Origin of the sequence: Bacillus sp. JJ675 (genome assembly GCF_036963165.1) — a bacterium.
In the GTDB taxonomy this organism is placed as follows: domain Bacteria; phylum Bacillota; class Bacilli; order Bacillales; family Bacillaceae; genus Bacillus; species Bacillus glycinifermentans.
This window is the reverse complement of the sequence record NZ_JBALMR010000076.1, coordinates 56,974-76,069: the sequence shown is the minus strand read 5'-3', so window position 1 is coordinate 76,069 and position 19,096 is coordinate 56,974. Positions and strand designations below refer to the sequence as shown.

Annotated in this window: 15 protein-coding genes and 2 pseudogenes; 16 read left to right on the top strand and 1 reads right to left on the bottom strand. The window is 34.4% G+C overall.

Annotated elements, in window-relative coordinates; all coding sequences use genetic code 11:
- Nucleotides 1-494: 494 nt before the first annotated feature.
- A complete protein-coding gene (locus V7126_RS19055) occupies nt 495-2,888 on the bottom strand; it encodes a UvrD-helicase domain-containing protein (protein WP_335498373.1) in 2,394 nt (797 codons plus the stop codon).
- A 287-nt stretch (nt 2,889-3,175) separates the two neighbouring features.
- On the opposite strand from V7126_RS19055, the gene V7126_RS19050 reads away from it, so the two are divergent.
- The 16 genes and pseudogenes from V7126_RS19050 to V7126_RS18975 all read left to right on the top strand — a co-directional run bounded on the left by V7126_RS19050 (nt 3,176) and on the right by V7126_RS18975 (nt 18,659).
- The gene (locus V7126_RS19050) at nt 3,176-3,508 is read left to right on the top strand and encodes a hypothetical protein (RefSeq protein ID WP_065894474.1); all 333 of its coding nucleotides are present in this window, start codon (nt 3,176-3,178) and stop codon (nt 3,506-3,508) included.
- Between the two features lie 249 nt (nt 3,509-3,757).
- Nucleotides 3,758-4,669, top strand: coding sequence for a hypothetical protein (locus tag V7126_RS19045; protein ID WP_065894479.1), 912 nt, complete (start codon nt 3,758-3,760; stop codon nt 4,667-4,669).
- A 54-nt stretch (nt 4,670-4,723) separates the two neighbouring features.
- Nucleotides 4,724-5,695 (top strand): ATP-binding protein, encoded by a 972-nt coding sequence (locus V7126_RS19040; protein WP_046132621.1) that lies wholly within the window; start codon nt 4,724-4,726, stop codon nt 5,693-5,695.
- A gap of 41 nt (nt 5,696-5,736) precedes the next feature.
- Nucleotides 5,737-6,207 carry a hypothetical protein gene (locus V7126_RS19035; RefSeq protein ID WP_046132620.1) on the top strand — a complete coding sequence of 157 codons (471 nt, stop codon included), beginning with the start codon at nt 5,737-5,739 and terminating at the stop codon, nt 6,205-6,207.
- A gap of 14 nt (nt 6,208-6,221) precedes the next feature.
- Complete coding sequence (locus V7126_RS19030; RefSeq protein ID WP_065894480.1) at nt 6,222-7,736, top strand: replicative DNA helicase; 1,515 nt, start codon at nt 6,222-6,224, stop codon at nt 7,734-7,736.
- 16 nt (nt 7,737-7,752) lie between these two features.
- Nucleotides 7,753-8,886, top strand: a complete 1,134-nt coding sequence (locus tag V7126_RS19025) for a hypothetical protein (protein WP_335498368.1) — start codon at nt 7,753-7,755, stop codon at nt 8,884-8,886.
- Between the two features lie 3 nt (nt 8,887-8,889).
- Nucleotides 8,890-10,611: a single-stranded-DNA-specific exonuclease RecJ gene (gene recJ / locus V7126_RS19020; RefSeq protein ID WP_046132617.1), complete on the top strand. Its 1,722-nt coding sequence runs from the start codon at nt 8,890-8,892 to the stop codon at nt 10,609-10,611.
- 15 nt (nt 10,612-10,626) lie between these two features.
- A pseudogene (locus tag V7126_RS19015) lies at nt 10,627-12,024 on the top strand (PHP domain-containing protein); the annotation flags it as partial.
- 62 nt (nt 12,025-12,086) lie between these two features.
- On the top strand, nt 12,087-13,019 hold the full coding sequence (locus V7126_RS19010; protein ID WP_052948566.1) for a helix-turn-helix domain-containing protein: 933 nt from the start codon (nt 12,087-12,089) through the stop codon (nt 13,017-13,019).
- 288 nt (nt 13,020-13,307) lie between these two features.
- Nucleotides 13,308-15,869: pseudogene (locus V7126_RS19005) on the top strand (DNA polymerase III subunit alpha); the annotation flags it as partial.
- Nucleotides 15,870-15,878: 9 nt separating this feature from the next.
- A complete protein-coding gene (locus V7126_RS19000) occupies nt 15,879-16,589 on the top strand; it encodes a 3D domain-containing protein (RefSeq protein ID WP_065894485.1) in 711 nt (236 codons plus the stop codon).
- Nucleotides 16,590-16,593: 4 nt separating this feature from the next.
- Nucleotides 16,594-16,812: a YorP family protein gene (locus tag V7126_RS18995; protein ID WP_006640523.1), complete on the top strand. Its 219-nt coding sequence runs from the start codon at nt 16,594-16,596 to the stop codon at nt 16,810-16,812.
- Entirely contained in the window at nt 16,809-16,952 is a 144-nt protein-coding gene (locus V7126_RS18990; RefSeq protein ID WP_164918157.1) for a hypothetical protein, read from the top strand. Before V7126_RS18995 ends, V7126_RS18990 begins: the two co-directional genes overlap by 4 nt.
- A 19-nt stretch (nt 16,953-16,971) precedes the next feature.
- Nucleotides 16,972-17,133 (top strand): hypothetical protein, encoded by a 162-nt coding sequence (locus V7126_RS18985; RefSeq protein WP_006640522.1) that lies wholly within the window; start codon nt 16,972-16,974, stop codon nt 17,131-17,133.
- Nucleotides 17,133-17,732 carry a hypothetical protein gene (locus V7126_RS18980; protein ID WP_006640521.1) on the top strand — a complete coding sequence of 200 codons (600 nt, stop codon included), beginning with the start codon at nt 17,133-17,135 and terminating at the stop codon, nt 17,730-17,732. Before V7126_RS18985 ends, V7126_RS18980 begins: the two co-directional genes overlap by 1 nt.
- Before the next feature lie 165 nt (nt 17,733-17,897).
- On the top strand, nt 17,898-18,659 hold the full coding sequence (locus V7126_RS18975) for a DNA-methyltransferase (RefSeq protein WP_082094166.1): 762 nt from the start codon (nt 17,898-17,900) through the stop codon (nt 18,657-18,659).
- Nucleotides 18,660-19,096 lie beyond the last annotated feature (437 nt).

The window sequence follows — 19,096 nt, the reverse complement described above, 5'->3', positions numbered from 1 at the left end:
CTTATTGCTGTCATGCCTGCAATTAAAATTTCTTTTGATTGAAAATAGAGAATCGAGCTATTGACCAAGGTCGTTAATAATGCAACTAAGGTTACTCTAACTGAGAATTTTAAATTAATGAGCTTTAAAACGAAATAAAAGATGAAATACTCGATTAATGCCAATATTGGAATATAAGACAATACGATTGCTAAGTAATTGAAAGAACCAGTACTAATCCATAGATCAGCTTGACCAAGACGGTAAAGATTCAAATAAATCAAAGACAAAAAAGTAAAATGGAAGATAAAAAATCCTACAACAATCTTTTTGATTATATTCATAAAATATCCTTTCATTCCTTTTTATGAATATTATACGTGAATGTTCATCTTTAATAAAGACTGCAAAAGTATCAGTGTCATAAAGTGAAAAAGGATGTTTTGAAAACATCCTTTTTCATAATAACGTATCACTCATCCTCCTATGATATTAATTATATTCTCACCCCCAGTTTACTTAATTGGCAAGTCTATTTCCTTTAAAAATATAGATCTTTTACATGGTTTATCGTTAACCATTTTAGGGAATGTAATATAAAGATTCTTTTTTGGTCTAGTAACGGCCACATACATTAAGCGTCTCTCTTCTTCAATTGTGGATGGTGGCTCTGCTTTTTCAATCAACTCCTGTATCATTGAATTATCTTTTGGAATAGCCCTATGACTGGGCAGCCCTTCATTATGTAGTCCAATTAGGAATACATTAGGGAAAGAAAGGCCTTTACTCTTATGAATTGTTAAAAGATATAATGCATTTAGATTTCCACTATGATAGTCCATTAATTGTTGATTCATTTCATCTTTTTTCTTTGTTAGTTTTTCGTACTTAGCGAGTAATTCTGACCATCCCTTAACAGAATCAAGTTCTTTTTGAATCCATATTGACTCTTCGGTGGATATTTGCCTTTTAGGAAGAGGAAAAGATAAATAAAGTTCAGCTAATTCAAGAAGAGAGGACTTTAAGCCGTTTTTTATTTGAATGAGAACTTCTAAATACTTTTCCACATCATTCTTAAACTTTGTGTTTTTGGGGCTGCAAATAAATTCAGCAGCAACCTTTGCGGTAATGAATCCTTTTGACTTACTGATGAATTGATTCATTTGGGCTTTATTTTTATAAAATAGGTAACCCGTTTGTTCAATAACGCTGTTCCATGTATGTTTCTTTTTTTCAGTAGACGTAGCTTCCATAAAACTTTTCCATGACTTAAAATCGTTTTTGAATTTATCAATATTGAAAATCCCCAGAAGATCTTCGTTAGATTCAATTACATAGGGTATTTGTTGTTGTTCTAACGCGAAAAATAGATTTTTAAGCTGTCCGACTGATCGGTAAAGAACAACGGACTGAGTGTAATTAGGTATGTTAGTCATGTTTTTAAAAGGGGTGGCCTTATGTCCAAGATCTTTTATTTGCTTAATTATCCATTCAGCTTCTTTATCTGAATTATTAAACCCTTTTACAAAACAATCACCATTTTCTTTATGGAAAGGTTTCATTGTCTTTTCAATACGGTCTCCAGAATTAGCAGCAATTACCCTATTGCCGGCCTGTACGATATGTTCGGTCGATCTGTAATTAGTCATTAAAGTAGATGTATGTGTCTCATAAATTTTATCAAAAGTCTTGATGTACTTTGGCTCCGCACCCCTAAAGAAATATATACTTTGATCATCATCTCCAACAATAATCATCTTTGCTGATTTGTCAGAGTTAGGAGGGCAAATCAGTTTAAGTATCTTCATTTGAAGAGGGTTTGTGTCTTGAAATTCATCAATAAAAATATAGTCAAACCTATTCTGAACATAATCCCTGGCAGAAGCATCTTCTTCTAATACATTTAATAAATTTATTAAATAATCATCAAAAATGACAATTCGTTTTTCTTTTCTTAATGTGTTAAATTCATTCATCATATTAAAAAATCTTTCACTCAATGGATGATCAGTTTTGTTGTCTAAATCATCGAAGTGTTTTTTTATGAACTCTGCCATGTCTTTGAATGTGAACCCCATATTTGTCCAATAACTAATTCGCTCAATTAAATTCTTTTCACCGTTATCATCTAACTTTTTTAATCCATATTTCTTAATCAATGAATATAAGAGTTTTCTGTACTCTTTTTGACCTCTAGTAGGTTCATCATCACCGTTAATTCCCATGGTTTCAACATAAGGGAATTTTGACTTAAGCTCTTCATATATTTGTTTGAATATTTTGTGGAATGTGCCAATTTTTATCTGGCTATTTTCGTTATCAGAAAACATTTTAACACGCACAGCCATTTCCTCAGCGGCCTTAGTTGTAAATGTAATCATGGCAATTTTATTTTCTGGCACATTCTCCATCATAGTTAAATAAGCTGCTTTTGCACATATTGTTTGAGTTTTCCCGCTTCCTGCCCCTGCAATGATCCTCAAATGTTTTTTCATATCATATCGAATTGCAGATACTTGATCTTCATTAAAAGGATTATTGTCGTTTTTTGGTAGTAAAAATTCAAAAAAGCTACTATCCTCATCGAGAGGAGAAACTGATGAGAATTTCTTCGGTTGGTTATTAACAGAAATCTCCCCGTAAGTTAATTTGTATGCATCTAACGATGACAATTGATGTTCATAAACCTTAATTTGTTCGTTGGCAGAATCAATTTCAAAAGCCAGTTTTTTTAGTTGGTCAAGTTGTTTTTTGTTCAATTCTTTTAATTCAAAATTTAGATTAGCTAATTCCTTTACTTTGATTTGTAAATTTTTCTTCTCCCTTTGTAGGGTGTCTATTTGCAATTTCTGTTTCTCGATTTCTTGTTTTAATTCGGATCGCCCTGTTATTTGATCTAAAAATTTCATATAGTCCTCCTGTTTATTTCTAAATCAAGTATACTTTAATTGGAATCATAGGTAAATTATCTGCAACTAAACAGGAATCAAAAATTAAAACATGTGCATGTTCTCGGGATTGTTGTACGTTAATTTATAGATGCAATATGTGTAAAAGACGGAGTTTTTAAAAGGTGCCTGCGTTGTTACTTAATCAATAAAACTGTCATTTTATCTAAAAAAATTTTTAATTTGCATTTACATAAACAAATTAAAAGGATATAATGTAATTATCCTATTGAGAGAGAGGTGAGAAAATGAAGATGTTAAAAGTTACAAACGATGCTTTAAATTACTACAGGAAAAACGTTAAGGGGAATAAAAACATAACAGAAGAACAGGCAAGAGCGAAACTTACACGAAATGTAAAACTGGTTCAAGCTGAAACACCGGAGCGTGTTCTAAGAATTGGGCTCTTTTCAAAGGTTTATATGTACCATGATCTCCATATAACGGTGAGGAATGGGAAGGTTATTAAAATTGCAAACCATAAGAGACCAAGATTTTCGAAGAAAAGATACATAGAATTATCGAAAGCTTTAGGCATCAAAGACATAAAGTATTACAGAAAGCATTGCATAGCCAGGTAGCGTACATAAACATGTTCTGAGGTAACTGATAAAATATTCTCTTGTTGAATTTGCCGAGATCGGTTTGAATAATCAGGTTTTTGGCAACGTCTATGTTGGATTTGATGTAGCCTTAGTAATTTCAAAATTTCTTGATTTTAAAAAACAAAATGCAAAAGCACATATTAAGAACTCGCATAACGGAGAGTATTTTGATTCATTTTTTATAATCTAATTAAAAATATACGCATAATAAAGGAGAGTTGCTGGATGGCAGAAAATCAAACAGTATTGCGTGAAGCAGAAAACAAAGTAGTTTTAGAAGGATTACTTCTAGAAGTGCGCCACAATGAATGGAAAAATGGAGAGGGGCTAAATATTGAATTAGACATTGAAACAGCTCCAAATGAAGTACATACAGTCACTGGAATGTCCAAGTATAAAAAAGAAGATGGATCAGACAATGGGATTGCTAAAGGCTACAAAACAATCATTAACGACTATAAGTCTGTAGCTACTCATGGCAAAGAAGAAGCTGACAGAGTTCGAGTAACACAAGGAAGAATTGGGTTGAATGAATATTTTGTCCAAGATAATTTAAAATCGTACCCGCAATTGTCAACTAATTTTGTTAACCGTTTAAAGTCGGATGAAGAATATAATCCGAGAGCAGAATTTGAAGTCGAATTATTTGTAAAAGGCGTTAAAGAAGAAAAAATTAAAGGCGAAGAAACGGGCAGAGTCCTATTGGAAGGGTACATCCCTCTGTATGGTGGAAAGATTATTCCTTTTACGTTTGCGGTTACAAAAGAGGGGTCTGATTACGTAGAGAACAATTATGAAAAAGGCAGCAGTGTAAAAGTATTTGGAAACATCATCAATTTCAAAGAAAAGAAGGTGACTCTTCAACAAGCTGCCTTTGGTAAAGACAAACAAAACATTACATATAATACAAAGCGCGAATTTTTAATTACAGGTGGCTTTGAGCCGTATGACGAAGACGATAAAGCAGCTTTTGACGCTGAAGCGATTAAAGCGGCATTGACTGAAAGAGAGCTTTACTTAGAGCAAATGAAGAATGACAGTAAGAAAAATAATAAAAACGAGAAGAAAACAGGTTTCGGAGGAAAAGCAAGCACAAGCGCTTCTAAATCGATTTCTAAAGATGGTCTACCATTTTAATAATTAATGACAATCGAGAAAACGTTAATAAATCAATTAAAAGGAGAAGTGTTTATGGCATTAGATATTTTTAACCCTCAGATTTCCGTAGTAGCAAAAGGACTTGAAGGTAAAGTTATTACGATATATGGATCTAACAACTTAGGAAAAACAAAACAGAGTACCAGAATGAAAAAACCACTTTACCTTCCATTTGAAAAAGGATTAAACGCAATTGCTGGAGTCCCTTTCATGCCGATTAATAGCTGGGGAGATTTCAAAAAAGTGAACAAGCAGCTTACAAAAAATCCTGAAAAGGCTAAAGAAGTTTATCAAACCATAATTGTTGATGAAGTAGATGCTTTTTCAAAGTATGCAACGAGATATGTATGTGACCAATATGATGTTGATCGAATTAAGGATGGGAACGATGGATTCGGTTTATGGAAAGAGTATGAAACGGAAGTCTGGGAGGAAATTAACAAGCTCTTAAATGTAGGATTCACTGTAGTCTTTATTGCTCACGCAACGGAAGATAAGGATGGAAAAATCATTCCTAAAGGGGATAAGCGAGTGCTTGCACCAGTCATCGATAATAGCGATATCGTCTTATTCCTGAGCTCAAATGGTGTGGATGAAGATAATAAAGTAATTAAATCTAGTGCTTGGTTAGCTGAAACTGAGAAGTTCTTTGCTCGAAGCCGTTTTGATTATATTGATACATATATTGAAGAGTTTACTGCTGAAAATCTAGAAAAGGCAGTTGTTGAAGCAATTAAACGACAAGAAGAAGCAGAGGGAATTCAAGCCGTTACATATGAAGAACAGAAACAAAAGAACTTATCAGAAAAACTAGACTATGATCAACTAATGGAGCAGATTATTGAAATTGGGTCAAAGCTAAACGAAGAAGGCAGACTTGAAGAAGTTAATGAAGTAACTGAAAAACATCTCGGACAAGGGGCTAGGGTGACTGAATGCACTAAAAAACAAACGGATATAATGTCTGTTATTTTAGACGATCTTAGAGACCTTCTTGAAAACTAAAGTGGGGGAGTTTATCTCCCTCTTTATTTAGAGGTGAGTATATGGCACGTCGTGTTAAATGTCCATACTGTGAAAATTATTTAGACAAGGATGATGCAATCCCTTATAAAAAAAGATATTATCACAAGCAATGTTTTGAAACATGGAAGATGGAAGCAGAACATCGGAAAGAGTTAATCAAATACATATGTGAACTATATAAAATAGAAGCTCCAACAGGGATGATGCTTAAGCAAATTAAAGAATTTCAAGAGGAGTATAAATATAAATTAAAAGGGATTGAATTAGCATTAAGGTACTTTCATGAAACCTTGGGTAATCCAGTTCGTGAAGGTGATGGTTTGGGAATAGTTCCATTCATTTATGAAGAAGCGAAAAAAGACTACCTGCAGAAAAAGGCCATTGAAGAATCAGTGAAAAGCGCAATAAATCAAAAACAGAGAGAGAGAATTGTTGTAATAAAAAAACAAAGCAGAAGAAATACAAAAATTGTTGATATATCTACTTTGTAGAAAGGGGAGTTCATTTGTTACAAGACAAGAAAGCAATTATTCAAGTGTTAGGCAGCATCTTAAAGGAACCTTCGCTTTTATCGGACAGCAACAAATACCAAATTACAGCAAGTGATTTCCCTGAACGTTTTCACTCAATTCTTTTCTTTGCGATGTATAACTTATTTCATCAAGGAACAGAAGTCATTAACGAAATTGAAATTGATGGATATCTTAGAGATTACGATATACAATACAAAATTTTCAATGAAAACAATGGACATGAGTATATCGAACAAATTCAAAAATTGGCTGTTGTTGAAAACTTTGATTACTACTACAACAGGTTGAAAAAATTTAGCCTTCTCAGAGAGATGGTCGGTCTAGGATTCAATATTGATGAGATATATGATGAATCAATAATTGATCCCAAAGATCAAGAAATAATGAAGGAAAAATTTGATAAGACATCAATTGAAGACATTCTCTCTTTTTATGAAATGAAAATCGTTGAAATTAAAGAAAAGTTCAGTACAAATTCTGAAAGTATCGGAATTCAAGGTGGGGAAGGAATAGACGAGCTTCTCAAGCGACTTGAAGAATCACCGGATATTGGGGTTCCAATGAATAGTGAGATGTTAACGTCTATTTTTCGTGGATCTAGGAAAAAGAAATTTTATTTAAGATCGAGTATGACTGGCGGAGGGAAAACCCGTAATATGGTGGCCGACGCTTGTAGGCTAAGTGCAGATCAACTTTATGATTTAAAAGAAAATAAATGGGTTAAAAATGATTTTCAGGAAAAGTCGGTAGTCATTTCAACTGAAATGATCTCTGAAGAACTGCAAAGTTTAGCTTTAGCTTATATCAGCGGGGTTGAGGAGAAAAATATACTGAGAAACACCACTACAGAGAGTGAAAAAGCGCGAGTAAAAAAAGCTGCAGAGGTGTTGAAAAAATCACCCATTTGGTTTGAGCATTTGCCTGATTTCAATATCAAAGAAATAGAAAGAACTATTGAAAAAAACGTCATAAGAAATGCAGTTGAATATGTTTATTTTGATTATATTCATTCATCTGTAACAATCTTCGCTGAAATGAGTAAGAAAAGCGGAGTTAATCTTAGAGAAGATCAAATACTATTGCTCATGTCAGATAAGCTGAAGGCGCTTTGCAACAAATACGATATCTATATGATGAGTGCAACACAGTTAAATGGTGAGTGGAAAGACGCTTGGCTAAGAGGGCTTCAAATTGATGCTACATATTTAAGAGGCAGTAAAGCGATTGCAGATAAAACTGATGCTGCAATGATTGTTTTGCCATTAAGCAAGAAAGAAAAAGAAGCGGTTGATGTTATTTTGAAATCTGGATTTTATCCGGAGCCAAACTTCGTAACTCATGTATTTAAAAATAGAGGGAACGAGCATGATAAAGTTAAAGTCTTTTCACATATCAACATGGGGAACATGAGAATAAAAGATTGCTTTGTTACTAATGTTGATAATGAATTGATTCAAATTGAAAAATTAATTATTAAAGCAGGGTAGCGGGGTGTAAAGCCCTTTGAGATACGACAAAGATCAAGTTAAAGAAAGTTTATCAATTGAAGACATACATAAGATTTTAAGGGAACTTGGCAGCGAAACATATCAAACTGATAGCAACGGAAATCCAATCTATAGAACGGTATGTCACAATAACACAAACGGGAGTTTTAAACTTTATTACTATCATGAGGCACAAAAGTTTCACTGTTATACCGAATGTGGCGATACTTTTGATATTTATGAACTGATTATCCGATCTAAAAAACAGCAAGGCGTTTCCCTAACGTTTACACAAGCGATTGAGTTTGTGGTTAAAGTATCAGGGAAAAGCTTTGGATTTGGTTTTCTATCTTCAACTCCAAAGGAACACATAATAGATGATTGGGATTGGATTACTAAATTTAAAACACGGAAAAAAATTGATACTACGCTGCCAGCCTATAGTGAGACAGTTCTAGATGTTTTTATGAAATACCCTCATGAAGCGTGGCTAAACGAAGGAATTAGTTATGAAACCATAATGGAATTCGAGATCGGATATTATTTTCGAAATCGAGAGGAAGGGATAGCAATTCCTCACAGAGACATTAATGGGAGATTAATTGGCATACGTAGGCGTTCAATGATCCAAGAAGACATTGAGAATGGCAGAAAGTATATGCCGTTAACCGTCGGGAATACGATGTATAATCACCAAACAATGATGAACCTTTATGGATTACATAAAACAAAAAAAGCAATTAAACGCTTGAAAAAGGCGATGATTTTCGAATCAGAAAAATCAGTTTTAAAATGTCAAGATTTCTATGGGGATTTAAATTTTACCTGTGCTGTTTGTTCAAATAATATTTCAAATTTCCATAGAGACATTCTTCTTTCCTTGGATGTGCAAGAAGTGTTTATTGCTTTAGATAGATTTAGAGGGATTAAGGAAGGTGAAAGCAACGAAAAGTACAAAGAAAACCTAAAAAATTATGAAGAAAAAATATTGAATTTAGCAGCAAAATTTTCGCCATTTATGCGTGTATATGTTCTTTGGGATACTAAAGGGTTACTTGATTATAAAGACAGCCCAGCAGACAAAGGAAAAGAAATTCTAGAGGAGTTGATGAGAAATAAAATTGAAATTGGAACAAGAGAAGGTGAATAGTTTTTGAAATATAATTTAATTGGTAATAATGATTTTTGTTTTTCTCCTCTAAAAACCATACTAAAGAACAGAGGGATTGAAGACGTTGAAAGCTTTTTAAATTTATCAGAGGACGTAGTCAATCATTATTCTGACTTAGAAAATATTGATGAAGCAGCAGAATGCCTAATAAAGCACCTCAGAAACCAGGCTAGAATTTTTATTCAGGTGGATAGCGATGTTGATGGAGTTACTTCAAGCTCTATTATTATTAACTACATAAAGAGACTCTTCCCCGAAGCTAATGTTGAATGGAGAATACATGAAGGGAAACAGCACGGGATAATTTTAGAAACTATTCCTGAAGGCGTTGATCTTGTATTAATACCCGATGCAGGCTCTAATCAATATGAAGAGCATTATGTCCTTAGACAAAAAGGGATTGATGTTATAGTAATTGATCACCATGAATGTGATAAGGAGTCCGAAAATGCTATCGTGGTAAATAATCAGCTTTCGCCAAAGTATAAAAATAAAGCTTTAACTGGAGCGGGAATGGCTTATAAGCTGTGCCAAGCCTTAGATGATAAACTTGGGAAAAATGAAGCAAAACGATTTATAGATCTTGTGTCTGTCGGGAACATTGCGGATTCGGCAGACTCAAGGGAGCCAGAGACACGATACTATATGAATCAAGGGCTCAAAAAGGTAAGGAATCCTTTGATTAGAGAGCTCTTCATAAAACAAGAATACTCAACCAAAGGGAAAAAGAACATACAGAGCACACAGTTCTATATCAATCCATTAATTAATGCAGCTATTCGAATAGGTTCCCAAGAAGAGAAGCATCAGATGATGAGATCGCTGCTTGAATCTAATGAAGAAGTATACTACAAAAAGCGAGGAAAAGATGAGGGCGAACTGGTATCGATTCATTGGGATACAGCAAGAATACTGGGGAATATTAAGCAACGCCAAAAAAAATTAGTTGACAGTGCGGTATTGGAAATCGAGAAGCGGATTGAAGAAAAAGGACTTTTAAAAAATAAGGTCTTGATAGTTTATATTGAAGGTATCTTAGACAAGAACTTGGCTGGACTTGTTGCGAACCAATTAGCAAGTGAATACAAGAGACCAGTTTTATTGGCTAGGGAACTTGAAGATGGAACTCTAGGGGGATCAGGAAGGGGATACGACAAAGGGGCAGTAAAAAATTTCAAACGGCTTTTAGAGGAAACAGGTAAATTCGAGTTTGTAGAGGGACATGCTGAGGCATTTGGATTCAGCATTGCACCAGAGAATTTAATCCAGGTCAATGATATTCTAAATCATAAATTAAAAGATATTGTGATTAATCAAAATGAATATGAAGTTGACTTTGAGATCGCTGCGAGCAATCTCACTAAACGATTTATAAAGCTAATTAATAGTTACCAAGACTATTGGGGATATAAAGTCGAAGAACCGCTACTTGCCATTACCGATATTGAAATAAATAAAGAGGATATTTGTCATATTGGCAAAAAAACAAAAAACACTGTCAAGTTCAAGGTTGGCGGTATTGAGTACATAAGATTTAAAAGCGATGAAGAATTCTATGAATCTCTCGTTAATAGAGGAGATCGATTGGTTCTTACTGTAATCGGAAAAGCCAAAGTAAATGAATACAAGGGTAAAGAAACACCTCAGATTGAAATCGAAGAGATGGAGGTGGTAAAAACAAAGAAAAAAGCACTTGTTTTTTAGATAGGGGGGATTGCTGTGATTGGATGTCATTGTCATACATGTAAAAGTAACATCAGGCTGCTGGATTCCACAAATTCAGTTAAGGGCTTACTTGAAACTGCTTTGGAAATGAATTATAAAGGACTCGCTATTACAGACCATGAAGTTCTGTCAGCACATCTAGAAGCAATACAAACTGTTAGAAGCATGAAAAAAGAGGGGAAAATGCCTCAAGATTTTAAACTTATCCTTGGTAATGAAGCATATCTGGTTGATTCCTTAGAAGAAGTAAGAGACAACTACCAGCCAGGTAAAACAAAATTTCCTCACTTTTTAATGTTGGCCGTTGATCCTAAAGGTCATGAGCAATTACGAATTTTATCTTCTAAAGCATGGGAAAACTCGTTTTATACTGGAACAATGGAAAGGGTGCCAACTGTAAAACGGGATGTCGAAGAACTTCTTAAGAAAGATCCTGGACACATAATTGCAACCACGGCCTGTCTAGGTTCAGAAGTAAATATCTACTTACAGAAGATCATGGAAATCGAAAAGGGCGATGGAGATCCTGATCTAATCAAAGAATATAAATTAAAAATACATCAGTTCATCACATGGTGTATTGATGTGTTTGGGAAAGACAAATTTTTTATAGAGCTACAACCAGCTTTGAGAGAGGAACAAATTTATTGTAATAAAAAATTGATTCAGATAGCAGATGGTTATGGTTTAAAAAGAATTGTAACCACTGATGCTCACTATTTAAGACCAGAAGACAGAGCCATACACCAAGCATTCTTAAATGCCAAAGATGGGGAAAGAGAAGTCGACTCATTTTATGAAGCTTGTTTTGTGCAGAATATAGATGAGATCCATGAAAGAATGAATTATATTGATAAAGAGATTGTTAAAGAAGCAATTCAAAACACTCTTTTAATTGGCGAGATGATAGAAGATTATACGATTGAGCACGAGCCCATTATTCCTAAAATGGAACTGCCTAACTTTGAACTTAGGCATTTGTTTAAACCAGCCTATGAGAAGTATGAATACATTAAAAAGATGTCGGAGTCGGAGGAGGAGCAAGACAGATACTTACTAAAGCTTATTGAAGACGGGTTTGAAGCCAAATTATTAAAAGACGACCTAACCAGAGATGGATTCCATAAAATTTTATTCAGGATTAATGTTGAATTGGGTGAGCTTTGGGAGATCAGCCAAAAGCTAAACCAATCTATGGCCTCTTATTACATAACTGTAAGGGAAATCATTAATATCATTTGGGATGATGAATGCGGTGGAGACAGTTTAGTTGGTGCTGCAAGAGGAAGCGCGGCGGGATTCTTAATCAATTACTTGCTTGACAATACCCAAATTAATCCAATGCAATATGATTTACCACATTGGAGGCATATTCATAAATCAAGGCCAGATTGTCAATCTTAACTTACCTTATTTTGAAGAAAAACCGAAATAAACAAAGAGGAGGTGATTTTATGAACAAGAGAAAGTATAGGGTTAATGATTCCTTTTTTGAGACAATTGATACTGAGGAAAAGGCATATTGGTTGGGGTTTATAAGTGCTGATGGTTGTGTGTATATTAAAAAAAATTCTGGATCAAGAATTTTAGAAATAAGTCTAAATATCAAAGATGTTAATCACTTAGTTAAATTCAATAAATGCTTAGACTCGAATTATCCAATAATACAAAACACTAATAGCTGCAGAGTATCAATTGTCAGCAGAAAAATATTTCAAGATTTACTGAAATTAGGTGTGACTGAAAGAAAGTCAAAAACTCTTATTCCACCTACAGAACAGTTAATACCACCTAATTTAATGTTTCACTATATTCGGGGTTATTTTGATGGAGATGGAGGATTTACCACTCATGATAAATACCTTACTTATGCAGTAAACTTTTGTGGAACGCCACAGGTATGCGAATTTATTTTAAGTCAATTAAATAAGCAAAATTTGCGGTTAATAAACAAAAAAGATGTGGAGTCTTTTGCACAAATTAGAATTAAAGGGAATAAGCAATCATTAGATGTTGCAAACAAGCTCTACAATAATGCAACAATTTATTTAGATAGAAAGTTTAAACAATATCAGGATTTAATATTGCTTAATGAAATTAATCAATGTATTGATGAGATAAATAAATTAGAGTTTAAGATCAAGTCTTTACACATGGTAGAGATGCTTAGAAAAGGATACACGGGAAAAGATATTGCAAAACATTTTGACTGCGGAGAAGCCAATATAACAAGGTATGTGAAAAAATATAGAACAGCTCTTAGTAAAGATAAAGAAAAACAAGTTCTTGGCCTTTTTCATGATGGAATAACTAATAAATCAGAAATTCATAGAATCACAGGTTTTTCTAGAGACTACATAAGAAAAGTTTTAAATAAGGTAAATTAAGATACACGATAGTCGTGCATATTGGAAACAGTATGCTTAAAGAGCCTCGAATTGCTGGGAACCCCTTAGAGCATTATTCACTACAACGTGACTGGAAACGGTGAACGTGAAAGTTTGAAAAGAATAATGATTGGGCAATCAGCAGCCAAGTGCCTGTAAAATGGTAAAGGTTCAACGACCAGTTCAAAGGAACGTAGTGGAATATAATTCTGCGAAGCGGGGCAGCCCTAACAGATTGTGCTGAGGGTGAAGATATGGTCTATTCCCGATTAGTGCCAAGACACTATGAGAAATATCTCGAAAGAGAGGGTAGGGAAGTTGCCGGATATTGATATAGACACTGAAGGATCAAAAAGGGAAAAAATACTTAAAGCGCTTAGAGACAGATTTGGTGAAAAACGTGTACTGCAGATCGCTACATTTGGGACTGAAGGTTCTAAGTCTGCTCTTCAGACAGCATGTAGGGGATTAGGGATTGATAACGATATTTCTCAGTTTTTAAGTGAAATGATTCCTTTCGAAAGAGGATCAAACTGGCCTTTAAAGCACTGCTTTTATGGAGATGCAGAAACAGGCAGGAAGCCAATTAAGGAATTCATTAGGGAAGTTGAACGCTATCCTAATCTCAAAGAAACTGCTTTGAAAATCGAAGGGCTAACTAATAAGCGCTCATCGCATGCTGCTGGGGTTATCATTTTTAATGATGAGTACACCAAGTCTAATGCAATGATGAAAACTCCTAAAGGGGCTTATATCACACAATTCAATATGGGCGACAGTGAAGCAATGGGGTCTGTAAAATTTGATCTTCTTACGATTGAAGCATTAGATAAGATTCGGGTAACACTGGATCAATTGATCGAAAACGAAGAAATTCAATGGCAGGGCTCTTTAAAAGAAACATACAATAAATACATTCATCCTGATGTACTTGAGTATGAAAATGCAAAGTTGTGGGAGATGGCCGGAAATGGAGAGGTAATGGACTTGTTCCAATTTTCGACCGAGGTCGGCCACCAAGCTGTAATTAAAGTTAAACCTAAAAATTTGCTTGAGGCAGCAGTTACAAATTCTCTAATGAGACTCATGTCCGATGGGGAAGAGCAACCTGTAGACACATATGTGAAATATAAAAATAATTTATCACTATGGTATGAAGAAATGCGGAAATATGGCCTAAGTGATGCTGAAATAAAGGTAATTGAGAGACATTTGAAAGACATCTATGGGGTTGCTGACACTCAAGAAGTTGTCATGCAAATGGTAATGGATAATGAAATAGCTGGGTTCGATATTAAAGAGTCAAATTATCTAAGAAAATCCATAGCAAAGAAAAAAGAGGATGTGTTAAAAGAGGTTCAAAAATTATTCTTCAAAAAGGGGAAGGAAATTGGAGCGTCAGACAACCTTTTGAATTATGTATGGAATGTTCAATTTAAAAGACAGTTTGGCTACAGTTTCAGTTTACTTCATACTTTGGCGTATTCGATTATTGCGTTACAAGAATTGAACTTAAACTATCGGTATAACCCTTTATACTGGAATACGGCTTGCTTGACTGTAAACAGCGGAGGTGTTGAAACTGAAGAAGAATTTGATGACCCAGACAAAAAGAAGAAAACACAAAAAACAGATTACGGTAAAGTAGCTTCTGCAATAGGGAATATACGGCGCCGTGGTATTAGAGTTGATTTGCCTGATATTAACAAAGCAGGATTTGGTTTCAAGGCTGATATTGAAAATACTTCAATTATTTTTGGGATGAAGGGGATGAACGGGATCGGTGACGAGGTTGTTCATCAAATCATCAGCAATAGGCCTTATGCTGATTTTGAAGATTTTTTAGAAAGGATGTACCACAGTGGCATCATAAAGAAAGGACAGGTTATTCAACTGATCAAAGGGGGCTGCTTTGATTCATTTGGGGAGAGAAAAGATTTAATGAAATCGTTTATTTCTTTAATTTCTGAACCTAAAAGTAAGCTAACCATGTCTAATTTGAAGATGCTTATTGAAAACAATTTAGTTCCAGAGGATTTTGCATTAGAAATACGATTTTTTCGCTTTAAGGACTATATTAGCAAGAGAGTGTTTAAAAAGATCGATTCCCCAAAAGACAAATTACTGCTACTTGATGATATAGCGTCTGCTTTTTATAATGAACACTTTGATGAGAGCAGCATTGTTGATGTACATAACGGTCATCTTGTGATATCCGAAAAGGCATTTAAAAAGGAATACGACAAAAAAATGCTGAAGTTAAAAAACTGGATTGGAACCCAAGAGCCATTAATAAAGCTAAATGAATGTCTTTTTATGCAAGAATGGGAAAAGTATGCAAGTGGATCTTATGGCAAATGGGAAATGGATTCACTAAGTTACTACTACCATGATCATGAATTAAGAAATGTGAATTTTTCAAAGTACAACATTGTTGACTTTTATCAGTTGCCAGAAGAACCAGTTAAAGGCCGTCCATATAAATGGAGAGGAAAAGAATTATATGAGTATGAGACTTCAAGAATCATAGGCACGGCTCTAGACAGAGACAAAACCAAGCATACAGTTACGCTCTTGACTCCTACAGGAGTTGTTACTGTAAAACAGTGGGCAGGGAGCTTCAGTCATTATAATAAACAAATTTCACATAACGTGAACGGAAAGAAAGAAGTTATTGAGAAGTCCTGGTATACAAGAGGAACACTGCTTATGTTTACTGGTTATAGGCGAGGGAATAATTTTATTCCTAAGATATATAAAAACAGTGTCTATCAGCATACTGTGTGTAAGATTGAAGATGTAGACGAAGAAGGGAACTTAATTTTAACCACAGAAAGAAAGCAAATATAAACGGATGTGATGGAAATTTTTAAAAAACTGATAGACTTAAACAAATTAAAAGTATATAATATCTACAAAGAAATGAAGATATATTCAGTTATCTTCTTACTGGGGGTGGGATCAACATTAACATACAAATCAATCAATGATCAATTGTTGCATCCAAACAAAGACCCAATAAAAGAGCCATTTTATAAAAAACTCAACATTTGGGATTTCGAATTTGGAAGTGAGGTGCTGCCGCATTTAAAGACAAGTCAAGAGATCATTAATGAAGCGCAAGATAAGTATTTACATATAAAAGTAGAAGAAATAAAAAAGAAAAAACATAAAAACAAATTAAAAGTGAGACGCGAGAGTGAGGAGAAGGGATATGAGCAAAAAACAAAAAAGAAGCCTGAAGAACAAGCTCAAGTCTTTAGTATGGTTGCCACAGCCTACATTTCATTTTGCGATACTGGCTGCATAGGTACAACAAAAACAGGCTACGACGTGTCAAATACGATTTACTACAGGGGGAAGAGGGTCATTGCTGTTGATCCCTCTTTAATCCCTTTAAATTCATTAGTAAGAGTTTCATACGGCAGCAATTCATTTGAAGCCTACGCAATAGACACAGGAGGTGATATTAAAGGAAATAGGATTGATGTTCTTGTTGGATCTGAATCAATTGCAAAAGATTTTGGCCGGAAAAATGTTAAAGTAACAGTTCTTAAAAAAGGGAGATGATTTATTGCCGAAGTACTGGTCTTATGACATTAATGATGAAGTTGAGGTCAACAGTAACGCCAAATATGGAATGCCATCGTATGTTGGGCTTAAAGGTATTATTATTGATCGAATAAACAGTTGGCAATATGATTACGATGTTCTTCATTTCACTAATGGAGAGGTTGGAAGATACAAAGAGTCGGAACTGAATTTAATACATAAAGCGAGTGATACATATTGAAGCTTAACCAAAAGGCATACGTAGATGAAATGGGAACTGGGGTTATTTCATACATAGATCATGAAAACAAAATAGCTGGAATTGATTTTGATGGAATTGGGTATGAGGAATATGACTTTGATGAAATTATTTTGTACTAATTAAAAGGATGTGTGTTTAGTGTACAAGGTTGATGAGAAAGTCATTGTTAACCATTCCGGCGAAAGAGCTACTGTAAAAACAGTGGATGAACGATATCATCAAGTAGAAGTTCAATATGAAGATGGATCTTATGAGGTAGAGGTATTGGGATTCCATAAAGTTCGAAAGGAGGTGGATTAATGCTGATAATTTTAGAGGGAGCAAGAGGGACTGGAAAATCTTCAGTAGCTTATAAACTTAGGCAGCGGCTGAAGCATAGTACATTAATTAATCCAACAGGTTTCCACGAAGATGGTGAAGTTGGGCTTAAGAAAATATCTAATTATTATGATGGCATGTTTGAGCTCTTTCACAAATGGAAGTCAAAGATGAGTGGCTACACAACGATATTAGATCGTTTCTTCCCAACAGAAATGGTGTTCTCATCCCTATATAAAGAATATGATTTTCATCAAAAATTTAAGAGTCTGTGTAAGCTGCTACCAACGCTTGATGATGAAATCTACATTTTCTTTTTTACGGTATCCGATAAGGATGTGCTTAAAGAAAGATTGAAAAGAGATAAGGTTCCGTTTGCTCAAGTGGAGGAAAGTGTGGAGGAATCATTAAAACAGCAGGATTCTTATTATAAATACATAGATGAATTAAAAAGATATATTGATTGGGACTGCAAGGGAAGTTTGAAGTTGATTGGAATTGATACTGCTCATATGAATCAAGACGAGGTTGTTGATTTCGTTTTTAGACAAATTCAAAACGTTTCTGAAGGACTATGGTGAGTCAGGAGGAGAAAAAGCAGCTTCTAATTTTAGAAATGAAAAGAGACAGCCTTACTTTTGAGAAAACAATTGTATAAAATATCTCTTTTAAAGAGAAAAAGGACGTGAAGAGAAATAGATTACAAGATTCTAAACAAGATACATAACTATGATTGCATTCAGTTTATGAAAGAGTACATAGATAGCTGCTCCATTGATCTAACAGTTACTTCTCCTCCTTATGATGATTTAAGAAATTACAATGGCTATTCATTTAATTTCGAAAAAACTGCTGAAGAGTTGTACAGAATCACAAAAAAGGGCGGAGTGGTCGTTTGGGTTGTTGGAGACAAAACACACAAAGGGTCGGAGTCAGGGACAAGTTTTAAACAGGCTCTATTCTTTAAAGAAATTGGCTTTAATCTGCACGATACAATGATTTATCGAAAAGAAAATCCGCTGCCTCAAAACCATAACAGGTATGAACAAGAGTTTGAATATATGTTCGTTTTTTCTAAAGGAAAACCAAACGTGTTTAATCCAAAAAAAGAACCTTGTCGAACCGCGGGAATGAAATATGATTATTCTAAAAGAGGTGGAGTAGCTTCTATTGAGGAATGCAATCCCGCGGTAAGAAGAAAATCAGTATGCTTAGTTACTAAGGATGAAAAGACTAAGGGGAATATTTGGAGTTATTTAGTTGGTATGCATAAGAGCACTAGTGACAAAATAGCTTTTCAACATCCGGCAATATTTCCAGAGAAGTTAGCCGAAGACCATATCTTATCGTGGTCTAAGGAAGGAGACATTGTTTTTGACCCTTTTATGGGTAGTGGAACAACGGCCAAGATGGCTGCTTTAAATAATCGCAAATACATAGGCACTGAGATTAGTAAAGAGTATTGTGAAATTGCAAATAAACGCCTGAGCAGTTACATAAAAATCTAAATAAAATATCAAATTTAAACAGAGAAAGGTAAGTGAATTTGGGGGAGAATTATTTTAGAGTATTGTGGAACGGGACAAGGGTTAATCTTAAGTTCCCGACTAAAAAGAAGGCAATTGCGTACATAAACAAACGAAGAGCGTTCAATTGTGAGATCCAAGAGCGCACATATGATCACAAGCTGGTGAATAGTTGGATTATCCATACATACTGAACGGAGGGAAGAAACATTAGCAATCCTTATAGATTCATAGTATATCACTTAGATTTGATCGAAGATCGCCTTGATAATTTACATACATATTTAGAAGATACAATTTCTGATGAAGCCTGGAAACGTGTAGACAATGATTTGATTTTTTCTCTTATGAAAATCAAAGAAATAAAAAATGAAATTTGGTGAATTCTTATTTACTTAAACAAATTAAAAGGATATAAT

Coding starts and splice junctions, on each gene's coding strand:
- V7126_RS19055 (WP_335498373.1), bottom strand. CDS start 2,888: ATGAAATTTTTAGATCAAATAACAGGGCGATCCGAATTAAAACAAGAA.
- V7126_RS19050 (WP_065894474.1), top strand. CDS start 3,176: ATGAAGATGTTAAAAGTTACAAACGATGCTTTAAATTACTACAGGAAA.
- V7126_RS19045 (WP_065894479.1), top strand. CDS start 3,758: ATGGCAGAAAATCAAACAGTATTGCGTGAAGCAGAAAACAAAGTAGTT.
- V7126_RS19040 (WP_046132621.1), top strand. CDS start 4,724: ATGGCATTAGATATTTTTAACCCTCAGATTTCCGTAGTAGCAAAAGGA.
- V7126_RS19035 (WP_046132620.1), top strand. CDS start 5,737: ATGGCACGTCGTGTTAAATGTCCATACTGTGAAAATTATTTAGACAAG.
- V7126_RS19010 (WP_052948566.1), top strand. CDS start 12,087: ATGAACAAGAGAAAGTATAGGGTTAATGATTCCTTTTTTGAGACAATT.
- V7126_RS19000 (WP_065894485.1), top strand. CDS start 15,879: ATGGAAATTTTTAAAAAACTGATAGACTTAAACAAATTAAAAGTATAT.
- V7126_RS18980 (WP_006640521.1), top strand. CDS start 17,133: ATGCTGATAATTTTAGAGGGAGCAAGAGGGACTGGAAAATCTTCAGTA.
- V7126_RS18975 (WP_082094166.1), top strand. CDS start 17,898: ATGAAAGAGTACATAGATAGCTGCTCCATTGATCTAACAGTTACTTCT.